Consider the following 21660-nt stretch of genomic DNA (forward strand, 5'->3'; position numbering starts at 1 on the left):
TACTAAAAAACAAGGGACATAATATGGAAATAGGTATAGATAGTTTTGCCTCGGCAATGTATGGAAGCAAGGAGCTGAGCAGCGAAAACGCTATGGAGCAGCTACTGGCCAGAATTGTTACCGCCGATAAGGCCGGACTAGATATATTCGGCATAGGCGAACATCATAAAAAGGAGTTTCTGGATTCTGTACCGGCCGTGATATTGGCGGCAGCGGCAGCACGTACTAAAAATATTCGTTTAACGAGTGCTGTAACGGTACTCAGCACTTCAGATCCTGTACGTGTTTTTCAGAATTTCGCTACGCTGGATATCATTTCAAAAGGGCGTGCAGAAGTAGTGGTTGGCCGTGGTTCGGCCATTGAGGCCTATCCGTTGTTTGGTTTTAACCTGAATGATTATGATGCCTTGTTTAAGGAGAAATTGAAGTTATTACTCCAGATACGGGATGAAGAATTTGTTACCTGGTCGGGTAAGTTCAGGCCAGCTATGCAAGATCAGCCTGTTTATCCTCGCCCTATACAGCAAAAGTTACCAGTATGGGTAGGCGTGGGCGGTACACCGCAGTCATTTGTACGGGCAGGTATGCTGGGCTTACCCTTAATGGTGGCCGTTATAGGCGGCGAAACAGAACAATTTGCTCCATTGGTTGATCTGTACCGAAAATCAGGATTAGAAGCCGGTTTTACTCTTGATCAGTTAAAGGTTGGGTTGCATTCGCCGGGTTTTGTGTGGGAGGATGATCATTCTGCCGTTGAAGTTTACTATTCGGGTTACGCCGAGCTATGGACCAAAGCCGGTAAAGAACGCGGCTGGCCGCCGGTAACCCGCAGGGGCTTTGATGCGCAGATAGCACCAAAGGGCGCGCTTGTAGTAGGCGGACCTGAAACTGTTGCCGAAAAGCTTATTCGCCATAGCGAAGCCCTGGGCGGGGTAGACCGTTTTACATTCCAGATGGATAATGCAGGGCTTACTCATGAACAACTTACCCGGTCTATTGAATTGATAGGCAGTAGGGTTATTCCACTGGTGAGGCAAAACTCGCCTAAACAGGTTTCGTAACAACAAGACATTAAGCCATTCACAATTACAATATAACATGAAAAAGAAAAGCAGTTTTTCTACCCGCGGACAAAGGGCTGATATTGGCGACATGGTAATATACCGCATACTGCCTAACCGCTATGCCGACGCGGTAGGGCCTATAGTTTTTTTAGATCACATAGTGCCGAACAAACAAACCACGATCAACAAAGAAGGAACCGGCGCCCACCCGCACCGCGGTATTGCCACATTAACCTATATACTGAATGGCGAGGGCGAGCATTTTGATAGCGCGGGCAATTATGGTAAGATACATTCGGGTGGTGTACAATGGATGAAGGCCGGTAATGGTATTATTCATGATGAAACACTGAACAGTGACTCAAAAACCGATTCGGAACTGGTGCATGGCTTTCAATTCTGGATCAATCTGCCCTCAAATATTAAAGCCGAAGCCCCGGCATATTTATCGGTAGAGGGTAACGCGGTTCCATTTAAAACATTATCTGAAAACAAAGGATGGATCAAGGTGATACTGGGTGGATTTGAAGATTTGAACTCAGTTATTCCGAATTATTCCGAGCAGTTTCTTTATCACATACACCTGGAAGCCGGCGCCCAATTTGAAATTGAACTTGCCGATAAGCTGGAAGTGGCGGCCTATTTACCAACGCTACCAGCCTCAATAAACGATGAAAAGTTCAATGGTGGTGAGTTTATCGAATTTGACAGAAAAGAGGGTAGCGTTGAACTGACAAACACCAATGGCGAAGCCTGTGATATTCTATTATTCGGCGGGGAGAATTATAACGAGCCTATCGAAGCTGAAGGTCCATTTGTGATGAATTCAAAGCTGGATATAGCGAATGCCTACCGCGATTATTACAATGGCGATTACGGCAAGATAGATTATGAAAAACAACGTGTTAAAGTATAATTAAAATCTGTGCAATAGCATTATCTTTATATGTAAAATTATCTTTCAACTTAACAACTTACCAAACACCAATCATGAAAATCACAGTAAAAGACGGAACCGAAATTTATTACAAAGACTGGGGTACAGGGCAACCACTTGTATTTCACCATGGCTGGCCATTATCAGGCGACGATTGGGACGCGCAGATGATGTTCTTTGTAGAAAAAGGCTACCGTGTCATCGCGCATGATCGCCGTGGCCACGGCCGTTCAACCCAAACATCTGAGGGCAATAATATGGATACCTATGCCGAGGATGTAAAACAACTGATGGAGGCGCTTGATATTAAAGATGCTGTTCATATCGGCCACTCAACAGGTGGGGGCGAGGTGATCAGGTATGTGGCTAAGCACGGTAAGGGTCGTGTTGCTAAGGCTATACTTATCAGCGCTGTTACACCTATAATGGTTAAGAATGATAACAATCCCAACGGTATACCATTGTCGGTTTTTGATGAGATACGTGAAAATACGGCAACAAACCGTCCGCAATATTTTCAGGATTTTACCATGCCGTTTTTTGGTTATAACCGTGAGGGTGCAAAAATTTCGCAAGGCGTACGCGATAACTGGTGGCGCCAGGGCATGATGGGCGGCATCAAAGCTCATTATGATTGTGTAAAGGCATTCTCAGAAACTGATTTTACCGAGGATTTAAAGAACGCCGATGTGCCTGTATTGGTACTACACGGCGAAGATGACCAGATTGTGCCGTTTGAAACTACAGCGGTTGTAGCGGTAACCCTGCTTAAAAATGGTAAGCTGATATCGTACCCCGGCTTTCCGCATGGTATGCCAACTACGGAGGCGGCTACCATTAATGCCGATATTTTGAAGTTTATACAGGAATAACCTGCATCTACCTATATAAACAAGCAAGGGTGACAATAACGTCACCCTTGCTTGTTTATAAATTCTTTATAATGATATTTTACTGTTCTTCCTTAAAATAAACCTTATAGTAATTCATCGCCTTATCATCATCAAAGCCCTTTTCAATCAACTCTTTATCGCCATGAATATAAATGTGAAAGTTACGATCGAGTTTCAATACGCTCTTGTATACACGAGCTTGCTTTTTTACGGCATTGGTTGATATTTCAAAGCTATCGGCAATCGGGGTTTCAAACTCCTCCTCGTATTGCTGCTTGTAGTTCTTGAACGATTCGATGGCTTGCTCATTACCGATCACCTCGCCGGTAAACTCATCCATATCAAAGGTTTCTTTTTCCTTAAAATACTTCATGCTGCGGTTCAGCAGGTCTATTTTGTCGGCCTTGCTCATCTCAAATTCATCGTCAAGCTTTTGGGTTACAAAGTTTTTGTAGATGCTGAGTGTGTTAGCGGTTTGGTTAAAGTTGTCGTTACGTATTTTGAGTTGCAGAAAATCGTCCTTCCAGTACACGGCAGCATCCTGGCTGTTGCCAGTTTTGTCGATCACAACTACTTTGTATCCATCCTCTTTAGCGGTATTAAAAATGAGGCAGCCTTTGTCGAGTTTGTTAATGTTAATGCCATTCTCCTCATAATCCATTTTGTAGCCGCCCTTATCGGGATAAACCTTCAGGTAAGTTTCCTTGTTCTCTGATTTAAATATGCCGATGGCATCTAGCAACTCGCCCTCTATCTGTACATTATTAAAAAAGCCCACATATACCTCGCCCGATTTTATTTTAGGGTGATTTGATACGCTGTATAAATGTTTAGCTATTAGTTGCGAAAGCTCATGAAAGCGCTCGTTATTCTCAAAAATCTGCGTAGCGAAGCTGAATATCTCGTTCAGGTTGATGTCGCTATGATGCATCAGGTGGTACACCTCGTTAGTTTTTTCAAACGGGGTTAAAAAGTACTGCATTAGCAGGCGCGGTATCATCTCGTCCTTCAGGTCAAGCGGCTCATCAGACAGGGAATACATTTCATCCTGCGACTGATTGCCTACGTGGTGGACGGAGAGGGTATCTAAAAAAGCTTCGAAAGAGGTAACCATATTGTGGGCAAAGATGAGGTTTTTTTCGGGATGACATGCGCCTGATGCTTCATTGTTGAAAGTTGACGATTTATACCGACCTTTGCCGCAAAGTATGATACTACACGAAGATACCATTGTTGCACTTGCCACACCAAACGGTGTTGGTGCCATCGGCGTTATCCGCCTTTCAGGTCCGCAAGCCATAACTATTGCCAACAGCGTATTTAAGGGTAAGGATCTGACCAAACAGGCATCGCACACCATACATTTTGGCCATGTTGCCGATGGTGAGGTGCTGCTGGATGAAGTGCTGATGTCGTTATTCGTGGCGCCACGTTCGTATACGCGGGAGAACGTGGTGGAGATATCATGTCACGGTTCAACCTATATTTTGGAGAGTATCATCCGTTTACTAATAAAACAAGGTGCCAGAGCCGCCAAGCCGGGAGAATTCACTCTGAGAGCCTTCCTGAACGGTCAGCTCGACCTGTCACAAGCCGAAGCCGTGGCCGACCTGATCGCCGCGAATTCAAAGGCATCGCAGCAAGTGGCCTTACAGCAACTGCGGGGAGGCTTTAGTAATCAGTTAACATCGCTGCGTGAGCAACTGGTTCAGTTTGCCTCGCTGGTTGAGTTGGAACTCGATTTTTCGGAAGAAGATGTAGAGTTCGCCAACCGCGATCAGCTAAAGCAACTGGTGGTTGATACCATGCGGGTGATCGGTGGATTGATCAAATCTTTTGAATTGGGTAATGCCATTAAACAGGGCGTGAACACAGTTATAGCAGGTAGACCCAATGCCGGTAAATCAACCCTGTTGAATGCCTTGTTGAATGAGGAACGTGCTATTGTTAGCCATATTGCCGGTACCACGCGCGATACTATTGAGGAGGTGCTTAATATAAAAGGTATCAATTTCAGGCTGATAGATACCGCCGGCATACGCGAGGCTACCGACGCTATTGAGCAGATAGGAGTGGAGCGGACAATGGAAAAAATCAACCAATCGGCCCTGATCATTTACGTGTACGATGCCGCGCAGATAACGGTCGAAGAACTCGACGCGGATATTGAAAAGCTGCACCGCCCCGGGGTGAACCTGTTGTTGGTAGCTAATAAAATAGACCTGCTAACGGAAGATCAATTCAACGCCCTGCCAGCCGAAGCCATACAAGTATCAGCCCAACAAAAACAACATATCGACGAGCTGAAAGATAAAATATACTATGCCGCCATTAAAGAACAACTAACCGGCAGCGAAACCCTGGTAACCAATATCCGCCACCTCGAAGCCCTCCAAAAAACCGAAGAAGCCCTAAACCGTGTACTCAACGGCATCGACGGCTATATCACCTCCGACTTTTTAGCCATGGACATCAAACAAGCCCTGCACTACTTAGGCGAAATAACCGGAACGGTAACTACTGATGATCTGTTGGATAATATATTTAGTAAATTCTGTATCGGGAAGTAGAAATCGCTATTTTTTATTTCTTAAATGACATGTTATCAGGTGGTTGGAAATAAAAACCAATCAGTATTTTTTTGCTTTTTATTACTATTAAAAATTGATACCTATATACTTAAGTTTATTTCAAAAGGAAAGGAAGAGTTTTTAAGGTTATAAAAAAACAGCAACATTAAATCCTGGCTAACTTGCCTTAAGCCGTTATCCTAATATTCATAATGCTCTGCTCAAAATCATTGCCTTGTACTAATGCTTTAGCCTTTACACGTACTTTATAACTGTAAACAGTACTTTCGCTATAGCCCAATATTTTGGCTACGGTTGGTAATTCGTTAATACCCAAACGCATCAGTGCGAATATACGTAAGGTTGGGTTGAGCGTTTCGCTGCGTTTAGGCCATATCTGATCTTCTTTACTAAGTAGGTTATTAAATGAGCTGATAAAGTTGGGGAATATCTTTATAAAGCCACTGTCGAGCGTTTCGTAAAGACTTTCCTTTTCTTTATCGATATGTAAGCTATCAAGTATAGGTTTAATATCATTGTATTTACCTGTTTTGATGTTATGGAGTGTTTTTCGCTTAACCCTGTCGAGCGTATCAATATAAGCGGAACATGTTTTCAGGAATAGCCCGATCAGTTCCTCTTTTATTCGGGACGACTCCCATAATTTCTCATTCATATTTCTGAGCTCGGTATTCTGGAATGATATAGTATGCTCATTTGCTTTAATTTGTGCCAGTTGCTTACGGTAGATGACCAAGAGAAAGAACAGTATGATCACAATGATCAGCACGATCAATACGCCGATCAGTAGCTTATCTTTTTCGTGTTGTTTTTCGGCTAATAACTTTGTTGCAACTATCGGTAAAAGTGACTGGATCTGTACTTCACGGCTACGTGCCCCGTAAAACTTCGCATTTGAAGCGGCCTCCTGCATAAAAAAATAAGCTTCCTCGGTGCGGTTAATTTTATATAGTTCTTGGCCAAGCAAAAATACCGCCAGGGTTTCTTTCGTAGCCGAACGAATATCATGAATTGCGCCAAGTGCCAAAAAGAATATCCTGTCCTCACCAGTGAAGGCAAAACTAAGCCGGGTGGCCACCATTGCTATGGCATGAGCCCCCAATTTATGCCCCATAATGTATTTGTAATAATATTCAACAGTCAGTTTTTTGTCGCGAATATCCGGCGGCAAGAAAGCTTTATTAATGGTTCCTTCAAACTCACTAACCGGAGCGATTTTTACTGCATCATTAAGATCTTCTTTTGACCGTTGGCTGTAAAGCCTGGAGTAATGGTTGTCATTGTTATATTCCGCATTGCCTTCATATAACCGTGATCTTAATATCAGATAATCTGATTTTAAGCCGATCGGGAGCTCATCGGGTCTTAGTTCATCCATCACGTTAAACCCCTCTTTGTAAAAACCACAATTTAAAAATGTCCAGCCTAACAATATCTTACTTTTGATCAATTGCTGCCTGTTGTTCATTTTTTCAGCTATACCGATCATTTTATTGACATATACAAAGGCCGAGTCGAACTTATAAGCCCTATACATTTCAAATATTTGGTAATTCAGTTTAAACTGGGCAGGCAGGTTCTGATGATCGGGATGCCTTAAACGTTCTTTCAAACAAATGATTTTGCTTTCAACCTGCATATCATAACGTTGTTTCAAGGTCAGTTCTTTTTTCAGCAAGGTCAGTAAACTGTCGGCCTTGATGCTGTTTGCTTTGCAGGCCATGTTAATCATCCCGCAAAACAGGATCATTAATAAAACATTCTTCTTCATATCAATTTGTTAGTATACCCAAACCGTTCATCGACAACATCGGGTGAAATAGAACACCGGCTGATCACATTCTTTATTAAAGTTTGTGGCGTGAGGTTTACTGGTAAATCATAGGTTTATCGAGGCTGAAAATATCCTATTTTGTTGAGAATAACAACTTTTGAGGCCGGTCTGAGTCTGGATTTTTAACCTTGATAAAAATCTCAATATTTTGATTTAAAGCAAGTTGTATGTTTAAAAAGATGGATTTTTTCGGTTGGGTTAAAATGTTCGTAAAAGCGATGTTCACACACAGTTACTTTGTCTTAGCGGTATCAATTACATAATGTGCCGTTAGCATCTGCCATCCTCAATGGCGCGATAGCTGTACCAAGTTGAAAACCAATTTTAAACCATTATGCAAGAAAAACTTTTACGATTGCTGAGGGTCTGTTTTATGATTCTCGCCGCCGGATCGTCTGCCTATGCGCAAAACCGACAGATCAGCGGCAAAGTTACCGAGGCGGCCACAGGCGCTCCATTACCGGGCGTAAGTGTGTCGGTTACGGGTACATCATCAGGCACTACCACTGATGTTAACGGGGTTTACAAACTCAGCGTTGCCGAAACGGCCACGAGCCTTACTTTTTCATTTATTGGCTATGAGGCTAAAAAGGTTGACATTGCCGGTGCTACAACGGTGAATGCCAGTTTGCAACAATCAAACAGTACGCTGGAGGAGGTTGTAGTGGTAAGCGTAGGTTATGGCACGCTGGATAAAAAAGAAGTATCAAGCGCTATAACACACGTTTCGGGTAAAGATCTGTTGCCGGTATCGGCCAATAACCCGCTCATGTCATTACAAGGCAAGGTGGCCGGTTTAACCATTACCAACACTGCCGGTGGCGACCCCAATTCATCGCCTAACATACAGCTCCGGGGCGCCTCATCACGTAATGCTGGCCTTGGTCCGCTGTACGTGATCAACGGTGTGCCGGGTGGTAATATCGACAACATCAACCAAAACGATATTGAGAGTATTGATGTATTGAAGGGAGGTGCCGCCGCGGCTATCTATGGTACGCGGGGTAGTAATGGTGTTATCATCATCACAACTAAAAAGGGTACATCGCAATCGCGCATGTTTTATGATGGCTATGCCAGCTTTGATTACGTAACTAATCGCCTGGAAAATCTCTCGCCCGAGGAGTTTATCCAAAACCGGGTAAGTAACGGCCAGGGGCAGGATTACGGGGCCCGCACCAATTGGCTGGATGAGGTAACCAATTCACCGGCCTTTAGCCAAAAGCATACGGTGCAGTTATCAGGAGGTACAGCCCGCACCAACTACTTCGCATCTGCCGATTACCGTAATGCTGATGGTATTGACCTGCGTGCCCGCAAAAAGGAATATGGCGCGAGGATAAGCCTGAACCATGCCACAGAAGATAACACACTGGTAGCAACGTTGAATATTGCTCCACGCTACATGAGTGTGAGCAATGCCGATCAGGGGAATTTTAACAACGCGTTAACGCTCAATCCTACCTATCCGATATTTGATACCGCGGGGAGATATAATTACATTAATACGGGTTTCTTCTCCAACAATCCGGTTGAAAATGGCAAGCTCATCAAATCCGACGCGGATATAAAGGAGATGGATATAAACGGCTCGCTTAAGTTTAATATTTTGAAAAATTTGAGCACCATGATCACTATTTCACAGATCAGCCGCTCGGCCAGGAATATGAATTTCCGCCCATCAAACCTGTCAACCATTGTGCATGCCAACAGGGTAACGCAAACCAATTTCGCATCACAGGAACAGCAGGAAAATGATCAGAAGAATGTGGAATGGACGGGTAATTATTCGCTCGATCTGCAAAAGCATCATATCAAGGTATTGGGTGGCTACTCATACTCGCTATATAATTATAAGCAGTTTTACGCCCAGAATTATGATTTTCCGTTCGATACCTATTTCTGGAATAACCTTGGTTCGGGTCTTTTCAATGGTGGTGCATCGGGGCAGGGGCAGTCGGCTGTAAACTCCACACAAAACGGTTCAACATTGATAGCGTTCTTCGGGCGGGTTAATTATGATTTTAATAATCGTTACATCCTTACCGCGAGCTTACGCCATGAGGGTTCATCCAAATTCGGATCAAACAACAAGTGGGGCGATTTTCCATCCGTTTCAGGTGCCTGGAGAATATCTGAAGAAAGCTTTTTGAAGGATGCGTTGCCATGGGTGGATGAGTTAAAAGTACGTGCCGATTATGGCGTAACCGGTAACCAGGATTTTGGTAATTACCTTTCATTATTGCTTTACGGCGGTGCCGGATATTTTCCTTTCAACGGAGTGCAATACCAGGTTTACGGCCCCGCATCAAACATAAACCCTGATCTGAGTTGGGAAAAGGCCATCAACTTTAACGCCGGTATTGATTTTTCGATACTGAACAGCAGGTTGAGCGGATCAATCGATTACTATGTGCGTACTAATAAGGATCTGTTGGGCTATTACAACGTGCCGCTGCCGCCTAACCCGCAATCGCAAACGTTTACTAATGTGGGTACCATGCGCAATTACGGTATCGAGGCTACATTGAGTGGCGCTGTTGTAAAAGGACAAAGCCTGAACTATAACGTGAGTCTGGCATTCGCTTATAATCGCAATAAGTTCATCTCATTCTCAAATAACCTCTATCAGGGCGCAACCTTTCAGGATGTGGCCGGATTGCCCGCACCCGGCTCTCCCGGAAATATTCAACGTATTGAAGAAGGGCACAGCATTGGCGAGTTCTTTACCCTCCGCTCGGCAGGGGTGAATGATGATGGCGCTTTGTTAGTTTACCGTAAAGACGGCAGCATAGTGCCCGCCAACCAGGCTAATAATGATGATAAGCAATACGTAGGCAACGGTTTGCCAAAAGTTACTGCATCCATGAACCATAGCCTGCGTTATAAACGCTTTGATCTGAATGTGTTTTTGCGCGGCGCTTTCGGATATAAAATATTCAATACACCGGCATTTTACCTGGGTACGCCCTCAAGCCAGTCTGACGCTAATTTGCTTAAATCGGCATTTGATAGCGGTAGCAAGTACTCCAAGCTAACAAGTAATTCAACCACATCCATAGCGTCCGATTATTTTCTGGAGTCGGGCTCATTCGTAAAAATAGATAACGTGGCGCTGGGGTATACACAACCGCTGAAAACCAAGTACCTCAAATCGGTAAGGATATATGCCGCCGGGCGTAACCTGCACACCTTTACAAGCTATACAGGTGGCGACCCTGACCTGGTGCAGATCAACGGACTTACACCGGGGGTGAATACTTCATTGAACTACTATCCGGCTACTTTACAATTGATACTGGGTTTACAGGCAACATTTTGAAAAATAACGACATGAAAAGATATAAGATATATATAACTACGGCGTTGTTTACAGCGCTTGTTACGGGGAGTTGTACCAAATTGGACGAAACGGTGTACGACCGTGTGGACGCGAAGAATTTTCTGACCCGCAGGGATGATGTTATCCGCGATTTTTTACGTCCGTTTGAGCATGCGTACTGGAGCATTCAAGGGAATGACTACTACGCCGTGATGGAGAACAGTACCGATGAGATAGGCACCTACAATCGCCAGGGCGACTGGCAGGATGGCGGATATTATCAACGCATGCACTACCACACCTGGACACCGCAGGATGGTTTTACCAGTGGCGTATGGACTAATTTATTTCAGGGAGTAGTACTGTCTACCAACTCGTTGCAGGATATGGAAAGTATTACCGATCCGGCTAAATTAAGTGTTACACCGGAGGAACTAACCGATTTTAAATCAGAGTTACGCACGCTCCGGGCATGGTTTAATCTCAGGGCTTTTGACTTTTATCGCAACATACAAATAGTTACCGATGTTAAGAGTTCAACACAAGGCAACCCGCAGTCAACTCCGCAGGAAACTTTTGACTTTATTGAAAAGGAGTTACTGGAATCCATCCCCGGCTTGCCAACCCGTGCACAATTAGGCGCTAATGGCATTGGCCGCTGGACGCAGGCCGGAGCGGCTGCTTTGCTGATGAGGCTTTATCTTAACGCCAAAGTTTATACCGGGGTTGATAAGTTTACCGAATGCGAAGCCGTATGCCGCGATATTATCAGCGGCAAATACGGCAATTACCAACTTGATACCCGCTGGGACGCGCCTTTTGATTATACCAACACCTCACTTAATTCAGAGGTGATATACGGCTTTCCTGGTACATTGGCACGTACCCACTGGCAGTATGATGGTGGTATGTTTTGGTGGGGTGTAACTTATGATGCACCTTTATATTTCGGCTTTAGCGATTTTGGGCAGGCTAATCCACGCTATGCGCTGCAACCCGGCCGTAATGTTGACAGTGTGGAGTACACCCATCAACTGGGTAAACCCTTTGTTAAGTTTCATAAATACCCTGATGATGTGCGATTAAAGAAGTATAAAAATCTTGGGGATAGCAAGCGCGAAGGTATGTTCTTATATGGATACCTGCCATTCACACGCACGGTTAACGGATCGCCGGTGGCTGATACGGTACGGGGTAACAAGGGGCCTTACGCGCTGTATATCCGCGATCAGGTAGGGATGTTTCTGGCGGCTAAACCCGGCCAGCGAATTGCTGATAAGGAATCAAACATGAACCATGCTGATCATAACTCCGGTGTGTTTATGGTGAAGTACCCGATGTATCCAACACCCGACCCGAACCGCATAACCTCAGCTTATGCCGAAGTGCGTCTGTCGGAAGTTTATTACTCTCTGGCCGAATGTTTATACCGTAAAGGTGATAAGGCAGGGGCGGCCTCATTCTTGAACCAGGTTAGGCAGCGTAACTTCCCGACAGGAACAACAAGTTTGTACACGGCAGATGGTGGCCAGTTAACCGATCAGGAAATGCTGGACGAATGGGGTAGGGAGTTTTTAGGAGAGAACCGTCGCCGTACCGATCTGATTCGCTGGGGAGTATTCAATACCGGCACCTGGTGGGATAAGCAACCCGATGCCGATGACCATACAGCCATATTCCCGATCGGGCGCGACATCCTGAACGTGAACCCGCAGCTAAAGCAAAACCCGGGATATTGATCAAATATCAAATAACGTCGGCTTCAACTTTGAGCCTGTCATAATGTATATCCAAGCCCTTCAAATGCTATTATTTGAAGGGCTTTTTTAATTTATGTACATAATTCAAGCATCGCCACGAAAACCGAAAGCTATATTTGTTTTATGCGAATATTACTATTAGCACCGCAATGGGGGCATGAGCATTTACCATTTGAGGATTTTTTAATAAAGATCAAAACCGCAGGGTTTGATGGGGTAGATACCTGGGTGCCCGAAGATAAGACCGCCAGAAAAGAGTTCAATAGATTACTGCGGCTTTACGATATGCCTTTGGTAGCGCATCAGCATCAGGCAAATGGCAATAATATTGATGCGTTTTGCCGATCGTTTGAATATTACCTCAACCTGTGTTTAGAGAGTGAACCGCTGTTTATCAACTCACACTCCGGGCGCGATTACTTTACTGTTGATGAACAGTTGCAGGTTATAGATACAGCGCATGAATTCGCTATTAAAAATAACATCAGGGTTGTACATGAAACGCATAGGGGTAGGTTGGGGTACAGTCCTTATAATGCACATGAACTGTTTGTGCATCGACCGGAGATGCGGGTAACAGCCGATCTTTCGCATTGGGTTTGTGTAACCGAAAGCTATCTGGAAAATTGTGAGGCAATTGTTAATGAACTGATCGCCCGTACAAGCCATATTCATGCACGTGTGGGGCATCCGCAAGGCCCGCAAGTGCCCGATCCGCGCACAGAGGAGTGGAAGCATGCAACAAATATATTTATGGATTGGTGGCTGCGCATAATTGCGGCGAGAAAGCTGGCAGGCGATGAGTACCTTACCATAACCCCTGAATTTGGCCCACCACCTTATATGCCAACGCTACCCGCAACGGGGCAACCAGTGGCTGATCAGTTTACACTCAATTGTTATATAAAAGATCTGATCAGATCCAGCATAGATAACGTGTAACTTTCAGGCTTTATCATATAGTTGTTTTCGGAATACGTTAGGGGCAACGCCTGTTTTCTTTTTAAATATCTTGGAGAAATAATAAACAGATTCAAAACCCGTCTGATCTGCTATCTCGCTGATGTTGAGTGCGGTTTTTATCAGTAATTGCTTGGCCCGGTTTATCCGTAAGTTGAGGTGATATTGATTGGGCGATTCGCCGGTGATATTTTTAAATGCCTTACGGAAAGATGAATAACCCATTGGTAATTGCCGGGCAATAGCTTCCATGTCTACCTGGTTTTCATATGATTCCTGCAAAATGAATTTGGCTTTGGATATCAGCTGTCCTACAGGGTCATGACCGGGCTCTTTAAAAACAGATAGCGTATGCACCATCCCTAATAATTGTAACGTTATGCCGGCCATTTGCTGGGTGTAACCAATAGTTGCTGTGGCCGAAACATCAATAAGATTGTGAAACAAGCCCAGCATATCATTATTCATGCCTGTTTTTATCAACAGGTTATCGCTGCTAAAGTTCTTTTGCATTAATTGGGCGGCATAATAACCATTAAAGCCTATCCAGTATTCTTCCCAGCCTGATGCAGGGTCGGGTTTATAACGATGCCATGCACCGGGGAGTAGGAAAAAACAGGTGCCCAACTCTATATTTACCGCTTGCATACTTGCCGAACCAAACACACCTTTCCCCTTCGATATAAAAACAATATAATAATCATTCAATATCCGCCCACGGTCCCAGGTTAGTTTATGGCTTTGCGGATGTTCCTGATTAGGGTAGCGGTCGTTAGGCTCCACTTTTGAGTAGCCCACTGAGGTTACATACAATCCCCAGTCTTTTTCAGATTCACCAACCGTCAGGTATTTAAAAAAGCTTTTATGCATGCTATAAATATGGCAGATAGTATCGAAAATTACAAACCGGGCGAGTTATTGAAAAGTATAGATTGCTTAGTGATTTTAATAAATCATACTTAAAATAGATTGTTTGATATTTTTAGAATGATCGGTGTTATTATTCTGTTTTATCAAAAAGGACAAAAATTAATCTGTTTTGGTAAAGCAAAAATTTACGGTGTTATTTATGTTTGCTATACCAATTGTGAACTTTTATGAATAGCAACATTACACAAGCCCAGGTTGATTTTTATCAGGAGCAGGGCTATATCATTATCGAAGATTTTTTGAGTGCCGAAGAATTAGCGCATTGGAAAGCAGTGGTGCAGGAAGCCTTAGCCGAGCGTAAGGGACAAAAAATGCCCGGAAAATCTGTTAAACTTGGTGATGATGATGGTATTAATAAAGATGCCGAGTATCACAACAAGGTATTTGAGCAATCAATCAACCTATGGCAAACTAATGAAAAGGTAAAGGAACTGATGTTTGATGCGCGAATCGGGGAGATGGCAGCAAAGCTTGCCGGGGTAGATGGCATTAGGATATGGCACGATCAGGCTTTATTTAAGAAACCCTGGGCCAATCCAACCTCCTGGCATTTAGATACACCATTTTGGTCGTTCACGGATAAGAGGGCGCTATCCATTTGGGTAGCGCTTGATGATGCCACGTTGGAGAATGGCTGCTTATTCTTTATACCTGGTTCACACTTGGGTACGGGTTTTGAAAACCCGGGTATCGGTAAAAATATGGATGCCATATTTACCTTTTATCCGCAGTTTCAAACATCTCGAACAGTGGCCGCGCCAATGAAGGCCGGCAGTTGCTCATTCCATAATGGGTTAACCATACATGGTGCCCACGCCAACATGACCGCCGGTTTGCGCCGCGCCATGACCTGCGCTTACATGCCCGATGGCAACGTTTATAACGGTATAGCTAATGTGCTGCCACAATCCTATCTGGATACGCTTCAGATAGGGGATCTGTTGAACAACGAGGCACAAAATCCATTGATATATAAAGAGGTATAAGGGGGAGAATGAAAAAAGTTTTTAAGTTTCTGATTCTTGTTTTATCGCTATCAGGTTGGCAGGCTGGCTATGCCTGTGGAGGTATTCATCATAACGCGGCAGCTAAAACCATCATTATCAGCACGCCTGATAAAAGCTTGTCTTTATTGATTGATTATGCTCACGGCTGTCGCATCACACAACTGAATGTAAAGGGCAAAAACACCTTAGCCAATTCAGGTGTATTCAGCGCTGTACGCACTGATGCAAATAGCTTTGCTTCAGCTGATCCGCAGAATAAATTACAGGTTAAAACCACCGATCAAACCGTTACCATCAGCGGGATTACCTTTGGCGATCAAGTGTTAAAAGTTGGCGAGCAATGGCAATTCACCCTCAAAGGCAATAAGATATCCTGGATAATCACCTGTCAATATGATCATGAAGCTACATTACAGGAAGCCGCGATGCCGGTTTGGAATTTTGCTGACCTCTCAGTTTGGAAGGCTGGGATATTTGATAACGGCGGCATGGTGTGGTGCAAGTATCTGGCCGCGGTTGGCGATACCTATGGTGTACATACCGGTGGTGTAACTTTTTGGAATGAAACATCGGGCGATGGTTTAGCCATCAGGCCGATAGTAAAAGGGCAGCAGCAGTTAGCCTCCAAATACTCGCACGGTCAAAACCACGAGTTTACTTTTACCCAAATAGTAACCGATAGTGTGTTAAAGCAGCGTTATAACTTAAGTCGATTTGTTAATGGCCATGCCGACGTATTCGCGCCTTTCGATGTAAAAAAAGGAGCTACAACGATGGAATTGGAACTGCGATACGTAGATTATGCTGATCAATACTCAAGAGGAAAATTACCGGGGATAGATGCCATTGCCGTGCGCGAATTGATGAACACCACCGGCCGGTATGGTGTGGTTGATAATAATATCATTGGTGCCAACGGTTGGACAACCAACTGGAAATGCCTGCATGAGCCATTCTTTGCTCAGATAGGGATGGCACTCAATGATCCTGACTATACCCGTAACTTTTCATCAACATTAGATCAGGAACGTGACCAGGCCATGTTGCCGGATGGCAGGGTTCTGTCACGCTGGCACAATGCTCCGGGCGACGAGATCAAGGGCACCTACAACCCACAAACCGGTTATTATGAGGCCATGTGGGGTTATACTATTGATTCGCAAACGGGTTACGTGATCAACGCCGCCGAACAGTTTGATCTGAACGGAGATATTACCTGGTTACGCTCGCACCAAAAAAGTTGTGAAAAAGCGCTGGATTGGCTGATAAAACGCGACGCGAATAATAACGGCATTTTCGAGATGATGAATAACAACATTGCCGAAAAAAAAGCCAGCGACTGGCTGGATATTGTTTGGGCAAGTTATGAGAACGCGTTTGTGAACGCGCAGCTATATGAGGCCTTAAATTTATGGGCAAATTGCGAAAAGGTATTGGGCAATACCGATAAGGCTGATTACTATACTACTGTTGCCGCGCGCTTAAAGTCGGCCTTTAATAAGCCTATTGCTGAGGGTGGATTCTGGTCGCCTGAAAAAAAGCAATACGTTTACTGGCGCGATAATGATGGCTCGGTACATGGCGATAATTTAGTTACCCCTGTTAATTTTGCTGCCATTGCCTTTGGCTTATGCGATGATAAGGCGCGCGTTGCCCAGGTACTTGAGCAGATAGAACAACGCACGGTGGCTGAAAAATTGTTTCACTGGCCGTTATGTTTCGATTCCTTTAAACAGGCCGAAGTATCGCCGGGTAACTGGCCTTTCCCTAAATATGAGAACGGCGATATTTTTCCGACATGGGGATATTTGGGCGTACGGGCTTATGTAACTTACGATAAAAGTATAGCCCTCAAATATATCCATAACCTGCTGGCGCAATACAAAAAGGATGGCCTGTCATCGCAACGCTATAGCCGCACAACACAGCTGGGGCAGGGGGATGATATTTTAGCTGGTATATGCACCACCATTACCGGTTTGTACCGCGATATATACGGCATCAGGCCTAAGTGGAACCGGATGGGGCTTGAACCCAATATGAGTACAGGTTTAAACGGTACAGAGTTTACCTACAAACTGCGCGATACGGATTATAAAGTGAGTTTAAGTGTTGGCAGTTATGCATTAAATACCCGTGATTTTTCTATCAAAAGTTCAGCGGCATTTGGCGCGGCCAGATCGGGTGATGTTTTGAAGTATTACCACCATAACCGGGATGCAGTTTCTTTGGAGGTTAGTACTGATCGCGCTAAGAAAATAGCTTTGAACATTATCAATTGGGATGACGAACGTAAATCATGCTCAATAAATACTCCGGGTAATTATCTGCTAACCTTGCCGGGGCTGAAAGCAAATTCAAAACATCAGGTAACCATCAACAAAAGTCAGCAGGTGCTAACAGCGAATAACGAAGGTATTTTGTCGCTAAAGGCATCCATCAAAGCACCTACTACTATCTCCATTTTATGAGCACAAGAGCTATATTCCTATTGCTGATGTTTTTGGCGGTTCATGCTACCGCGCAGATAGACCCATACCCACCAATTACGGCGGTAAAAACCGGCATAAAAAATCCATTCTCGCCCGACCCGATATTTGGCTATAGCTGGGCCGATCCAAAAATTAGTGATGGTTTGGAGTGTTATACTTTACAGCCTCGCAATGTTGTAGTGTTTGATCCTCGTGCTATTAATATCAAAGGCTTTAAGCAAGGTAAACCAATAGTTATTAATGGCGAGGGCTATATCCGTTTTGATTTTGGGCAAACCAATGCTGGCTGGCTGGAATTTGATAGTCCGGATTTGAGCGGCACGGTAGAAATGACCATCAGTGAATATGATCAGCCGCCAACCTACGCGGCCAGTTACCCTACCAAAACAATGGTTCCTAAAAAATACGGCAACACTTACCGGCTGGAACTTAACCCTGAATTGTATGAAGGCGTACGGTATGGCTGGATACAGATACGGTCATTCTCTAAAACATGGCACATTACCAAAGTGCGCCTGGTTTGCCAGGTAAGGCCAACCAATTACCAGGGCAGTTTTGCCTGTAGCGATACCATGCTCACGCGTATCTGGTACACCGGTGCCTATACAGTAAAGCTTAATCTGCTTAAGGATTACTTAGGTGCTATACTAATGAACCGTGGCGACCGCTTTTCGTGGACTGGCGATGCACACCCGGCGCAGGCAGCATCAATGGTGGCTTTTGGTAATTATGATTTTGTGAAAATGAATCTGGCTCACACCTCAACCCAGAGCAATGGTATACGTAGTTACGCCTTGTATTGGGTGCTAAGTTTGGTTGATTATTATCGCTACACGGGTGATGCCTCTGTATTACGCGACTATATTGCCAATACTACCGACAAGTTGGATGATGCGTACCGCGTTTACGGCACAAAACCCAATTTATTGTTTTATGGCTGGGATGAACGCCTGGGCGCGGGCTTTGAGCATCCGGATGTTGATGAATCGCAAAATGCCTATAAAATGTTATCGATCAGGGCCTGGCAGGAGTTCTCAGAGGTTATGGCTGCCTTGGGCGAAAAGCATTTGCAGCAAAAATATCAGGGTTATGCCCGGGAGAAAATACAAGCGGAAAGGCAGGGTGACAAATGGTACGGCGATTTTGGATTACATGCCGGTGCGGATGCTGTGAACACAGGCTTACTGAATCAGAATGAACGGGATGCACTTTACAAAAAGAGTTTTACAGATAAGGTTAACCGAATATCATACTCGCCATTTAACCAGTATTTTGTGATCAAGGCCTTTGCCGGCATGCAAAAGTATGATGACGCGTTGAGTTCAATACGTGATCTTTGGGGAGGGCAGATAACCTATGGCGGCACTACTTTTTTTGAGGATTACCGCCCGTCATGGAACGAGGTGGTTGGCATAAACGGTACTGTGCCTGCCAATCAATGCGGTTTTACCAGTCTATGCCATCCCTGGGGTGCAGGAGTAACCAAATGGTTGAGTGAAGAAGTTTTAGGCATCAAACCTACTTCGCCCGGATTTACTACTTTCGATATCCTGCCACATTTAGGTCGTACACTTACAGCTGTTTCCGGCAAAACACCAACCTTGCATGGTGTTATCAGTGCTGATTTTAATACCAAAACAGGTATTTGCAATGTAACGGTGCCTAACGGTACAACAGGGCGTATAGGCATACCCAAGGTGGAAAAGAACATCAAACACATCACAATAAATGGCAAAGTGGTTTGGGATGGTAAGTATCACTTATTAGCAGGTATAAACGGCGCTAACGAGAGTGCTGAACATATTCTACTTAACGGTGTTAAGCCCGGCCATTATAAAATACGTGTGGTATATAGTGGTACCACTCCTAAATATACCGAGCAGCCAACCCGCTACGCAGCTAAGTTTTTGGGTATAGATAACAAAACCGGTGGTAATTGGGGTGGGGTGTATGGTAAGGACGGTTATGTGCTGTGTAACTACGAAGGTAACGGACGCGACAGAGCGGTATTGCCATCCTATGTGTCGTCGATTTCTTATTACAAATTCGGCGCCGATAAACAGCCCCGCAACGTAGTTTGGCAGGCCGGTACTGATGATAAGCGCGCGCTTGCGCCTGATAAGGGGAATACTTTTCCAAGAACCGCCGCCTGCTTGTACGCCGCGGATGGTGACCAGATAGGTTATACTTTTACAACAACCATCGCGCTTAAAGAGGAGCATGCCTACAAAGTATCGTTATATGTTTTGGATTGGGATCATAACCAACGGCAGATCGCTGTAGAAATGTTTGATGCATCTACGTCTGATCTGATCGCCCCGGTAAAGGTGGTTAAGGATGCCACAGGAGGTGCTTACCTGACATTTGCTTATAACCGGTCGGCAAAATTCCGGATCAACATGGTGCGTGGAACCAACCCCGTGTTGAGCGGTTTGTTTTTTGATGAAGATTGATGCCCGGCATTGAATGTCCGGTATATTTCATTTGTAAATTTTGTCCCCAACCGCACATTTTGTCCGATATCGGATATTTTTCGCTTTTCTTAAATATGTAATTATATGTAAATCAGATTTTTAAGTTTGGTATGTTGCTTGCAAACAAACGGTCAGATCATATCACAATAATATGGATACCGTTATTGACGCGAGCGTCATTCAAAAAAAGAAGAAAAGCAGGATCATAATACTATCAGCAGCCATTGCGCTGCTGGTTTTAAGCGTATGGTGGGTGCGCAGTATTTTCAGCTCTACCATGCACCGTGCCGAGTTCACAACCGGTGTTGTTGGTTTAGGCAACATCGAGAATACCATCAGCGCCAATGGCGAGGTATTGCCCGAGTTTGAAGAAGTGATAACCAGCCCGGTTAATGCGGCCATAAAAACCGCCCTGATGGATGCGGGCAAAAAGGTAAAAGCAGGGCAGGCTATTTTAGTGCTCGATAAATCGGCTACCGAAAATGAGTTTATCAAACTTCAGTTTCAGCTCGAAACAAAACGTAATGAGATCAAAAAACTCAAGCTTGATCTTAATAAAAGCTTTTTCGATATACAATCAAGCAATTCCATAAAGCAACTGCGCATCAGTAGTTTGCAGGATGCTGTTGAAAATGCTAAGCGCCTGTTCAAGGCCGGTGGCGGCACCCGCGAGGATATAGAACAGGCGGAGCTCGACCTGAAAGTAGCCCTGCTTGAAAAAAAGCAGCTGGAAAACGAGATCAGGAGCAAGCAGCAAACCATGCAGGTTGAGGTAAAAGAGGCTGAAATTGCAGCCGCTATTCAGCAAAATGATTTGACCGAACTGCAACGCAAACTCAAGTTAGCCGATGTGTCAGCTACCCGCGAAGGAGTAATAACCTACATCAATAAAAATATTGGCGCTGCCGTACACGAGGGCGATGTGCTGGTGCGCATTGCCGATCTGGGTAGCTTTAAGGTATCGGGCACTATTAGTGATAATTACCTCGATCAGTTGCGTGCGGGTATGCCGGTCATCATCAGGGTTAATGATGCACCCATGCGTGGGCATGTGGCCAATGTTTATCCATCGGTACAAAATGGTATAGTAAGTTTTGATGTACAGCTTGATGAGCGTAACAAACAATTGCGCCCCAACATGAAGGTTGAAACCTACCTGGTTACTGCCGCGCACAGTAATGTTATGCGTCTGCCCAACGGCGCGGCCCTAAAAGGTATTGGCAAACAGGATGTTTTTGTGCTGAGCAAAGACAAAGCCATACGCCGCACGGTAACCCTGGGCATGAGCAATTTTGATTATGTAGAAATAGTGGATGGCCTTAAACCCGGCGAGGTGGTGATCACCTCAGATATGAGTGAGTATAAAAATGCCAGGGAAATACAGATAAAGGATTAA

Annotated in this window: 14 protein-coding genes; 11 read left to right on the forward strand and 3 right to left on the reverse strand. The window is 44.6% G+C overall.

The genetic code is table 11. The features are described 5' to 3' along the window. Positions 1 to 23 precede the first annotated feature (23 nt). The 3 genes from IM792_RS18305 (at position 24) to IM792_RS18315 (ending at position 2873) form a co-directional block, all read left to right on the forward strand. A complete protein-coding gene (locus IM792_RS18305; RefSeq protein ID WP_194103354.1) occupies positions 24 to 1061 on the forward strand; it encodes an Atu2307/SP_0267 family LLM class monooxygenase in 1038 nt (345 codons plus the stop codon). A 37-nt stretch (positions 1062 to 1098) separates the two neighbouring features. Beyond that, positions 1099 to 1980 carry a pirin family protein gene (locus IM792_RS18310; RefSeq protein WP_194103355.1) on the forward strand — a complete coding sequence of 294 codons (882 nt, stop codon included), beginning with the start codon at positions 1099 to 1101 and terminating at the stop codon, positions 1978 to 1980. Positions 1981 to 2051: 71 nt separating this feature from the next. Next, entirely contained in the window at positions 2052 to 2873 is an 822-nt protein-coding gene (locus tag IM792_RS18315; protein WP_194103404.1) for an alpha/beta hydrolase, read from the forward strand. Positions 2874 to 2952: 79 nt separating this feature from the next. Here the strand turns inward: IM792_RS18315 and IM792_RS18320 are convergent, their stop codons facing one another. Further along, positions 2953 to 4008 (reverse strand): nucleoid-associated protein, encoded by a 1056-nt coding sequence (locus IM792_RS18320; RefSeq protein ID WP_194103356.1) that lies wholly within the window; start codon positions 4006 to 4008, stop codon positions 2953 to 2955. Positions 4009 to 4102: 94 nt separating this feature from the next. Between IM792_RS18320 and mnmE the strand changes: the two genes are divergently transcribed. Continuing rightward, positions 4103 to 5464, forward strand: a complete 1362-nt coding sequence (mnmE, locus tag IM792_RS18325; protein ID WP_194103357.1) for a tRNA uridine-5-carboxymethylaminomethyl(34) synthesis GTPase MnmE — start codon at positions 4103 to 4105, stop codon at positions 5462 to 5464. 187 nt (positions 5465 to 5651) lie between these two features. Here mnmE and IM792_RS18330 read toward each other — a convergent pair whose 3' ends face one another. Further along, on the reverse strand, positions 5652 to 7256 hold the full coding sequence (locus tag IM792_RS18330) for a DUF6377 domain-containing protein (protein ID WP_228085253.1): 1605 nt from the start codon (positions 7254 to 7256) through the stop codon (positions 5652 to 5654). Positions 7257 to 7692: 436 nt separating this feature from the next. Between IM792_RS18330 and IM792_RS18335 the strand changes: the two genes are divergently transcribed. From IM792_RS18335 to IM792_RS18345, 3 genes are all read left to right on the forward strand, one after another. Beyond that, positions 7693 to 10641, forward strand: coding sequence for a SusC/RagA family TonB-linked outer membrane protein (locus IM792_RS18335; RefSeq protein WP_228085255.1), 2949 nt, complete (start codon positions 7693 to 7695; stop codon positions 10639 to 10641). A gap of 11 nt (positions 10642 to 10652) precedes the next feature. Then, positions 10653 to 12380, forward strand: coding sequence for a RagB/SusD family nutrient uptake outer membrane protein (locus IM792_RS18340; protein ID WP_194103359.1), 1728 nt, complete (start codon positions 10653 to 10655; stop codon positions 12378 to 12380). A gap of 144 nt (positions 12381 to 12524) precedes the next feature. Next, positions 12525 to 13343: a TIM barrel protein gene (locus IM792_RS18345; protein ID WP_194103360.1), complete on the forward strand. Its 819-nt coding sequence runs from the start codon at positions 12525 to 12527 to the stop codon at positions 13341 to 13343. Between the two features lie 3 nt (positions 13344 to 13346). On the opposite strand, the gene IM792_RS18350 is transcribed toward IM792_RS18345, so the two are convergent. Continuing rightward, positions 13347 to 14231, reverse strand: a complete 885-nt coding sequence (locus tag IM792_RS18350; RefSeq protein ID WP_194103361.1) for an AraC family transcriptional regulator — start codon at positions 14229 to 14231, stop codon at positions 13347 to 13349. Between the two features lie 227 nt (positions 14232 to 14458). Between IM792_RS18350 and IM792_RS18355 the strand changes: the two genes are divergently transcribed. The 4 genes from IM792_RS18355 to IM792_RS18370 all read left to right on the forward strand — a co-directional run bounded on the left by IM792_RS18355 (position 14459) and on the right by IM792_RS18370 (position 21660). Next, entirely contained in the window at positions 14459 to 15277 is an 819-nt protein-coding gene (locus tag IM792_RS18355; protein ID WP_194103362.1) for a phytanoyl-CoA dioxygenase family protein, read from the forward strand. A gap of 8 nt (positions 15278 to 15285) precedes the next feature. Further along, positions 15286 to 17769, forward strand: a complete 2484-nt coding sequence (locus IM792_RS18360; protein WP_194103363.1) for a hypothetical protein — start codon at positions 15286 to 15288, stop codon at positions 17767 to 17769. Beyond that, a complete protein-coding gene (locus IM792_RS18365; protein WP_194103364.1) occupies positions 17766 to 20243 on the forward strand; it encodes an alpha-L-rhamnosidase C-terminal domain-containing protein in 2478 nt (825 codons plus the stop codon). The genes IM792_RS18360 and IM792_RS18365 overlap by 4 nt, the downstream gene beginning before the upstream one ends. 172 nt (positions 20244 to 20415) lie before the next feature. Further along, positions 20416 to 21660 (forward strand): HlyD family efflux transporter periplasmic adaptor subunit, encoded by a 1245-nt coding sequence (locus IM792_RS18370; protein WP_194103365.1) that lies wholly within the window; start codon positions 20416 to 20418, stop codon positions 21658 to 21660.

Origin of the sequence: Mucilaginibacter sp. JRF (assembly GCF_015223065.1) — a bacterium.
Classification (GTDB): Bacteria; Bacteroidota; Bacteroidia; order Sphingobacteriales; family Sphingobacteriaceae; genus Mucilaginibacter.

Bases quoted from the DNA above. Each gene is read 5' to 3' on its own strand.
- IM792_RS18345 (WP_194103360.1), top strand. From the start codon at position 12,525: ATGCGAATATTACTATTAGCACCGCAATGGGGGCATGAGCATTTACCA.
- IM792_RS18320 (WP_194103356.1), bottom strand. From the start codon at position 4,008: ATGGTTACCTCTTTCGAAGCTTTTTTAGATACCCTCTCCGTCCACCAC.
- IM792_RS18335 (WP_228085255.1), top strand. From the start codon at position 7,693: ATGATTCTCGCCGCCGGATCGTCTGCCTATGCGCAAAACCGACAGATC.
- IM792_RS18355 (WP_194103362.1), top strand. From the start codon at position 14,459: ATGAATAGCAACATTACACAAGCCCAGGTTGATTTTTATCAGGAGCAG.
- mnmE (WP_194103357.1), top strand. From the start codon at position 4,103: ATGATACTACACGAAGATACCATTGTTGCACTTGCCACACCAAACGGT.
- IM792_RS18330 (WP_228085253.1), bottom strand. From the start codon at position 7,256: ATGAAGAAGAATGTTTTATTAATGATCCTGTTTTGCGGGATGATTAAC.
- IM792_RS18340 (WP_194103359.1), top strand. From the start codon at position 10,653: ATGAAAAGATATAAGATATATATAACTACGGCGTTGTTTACAGCGCTT.
- IM792_RS18370 (WP_194103365.1), top strand. From the start codon at position 20,416: ATGGATACCGTTATTGACGCGAGCGTCATTCAAAAAAAGAAGAAAAGC.
- IM792_RS18360 (WP_194103363.1), top strand. From the start codon at position 15,286: ATGAAAAAAGTTTTTAAGTTTCTGATTCTTGTTTTATCGCTATCAGGT.
- IM792_RS18310 (WP_194103355.1), top strand. From the start codon at position 1,099: ATGAAAAAGAAAAGCAGTTTTTCTACCCGCGGACAAAGGGCTGATATT.
- IM792_RS18350 (WP_194103361.1), bottom strand. From the start codon at position 14,231: ATGCATAAAAGCTTTTTTAAATACCTGACGGTTGGTGAATCTGAAAAA.
- IM792_RS18305 (WP_194103354.1), top strand. From the start codon at position 24: ATGGAAATAGGTATAGATAGTTTTGCCTCGGCAATGTATGGAAGCAAG.
- IM792_RS18365 (WP_194103364.1), top strand. From the start codon at position 17,766: ATGAGCACAAGAGCTATATTCCTATTGCTGATGTTTTTGGCGGTTCAT.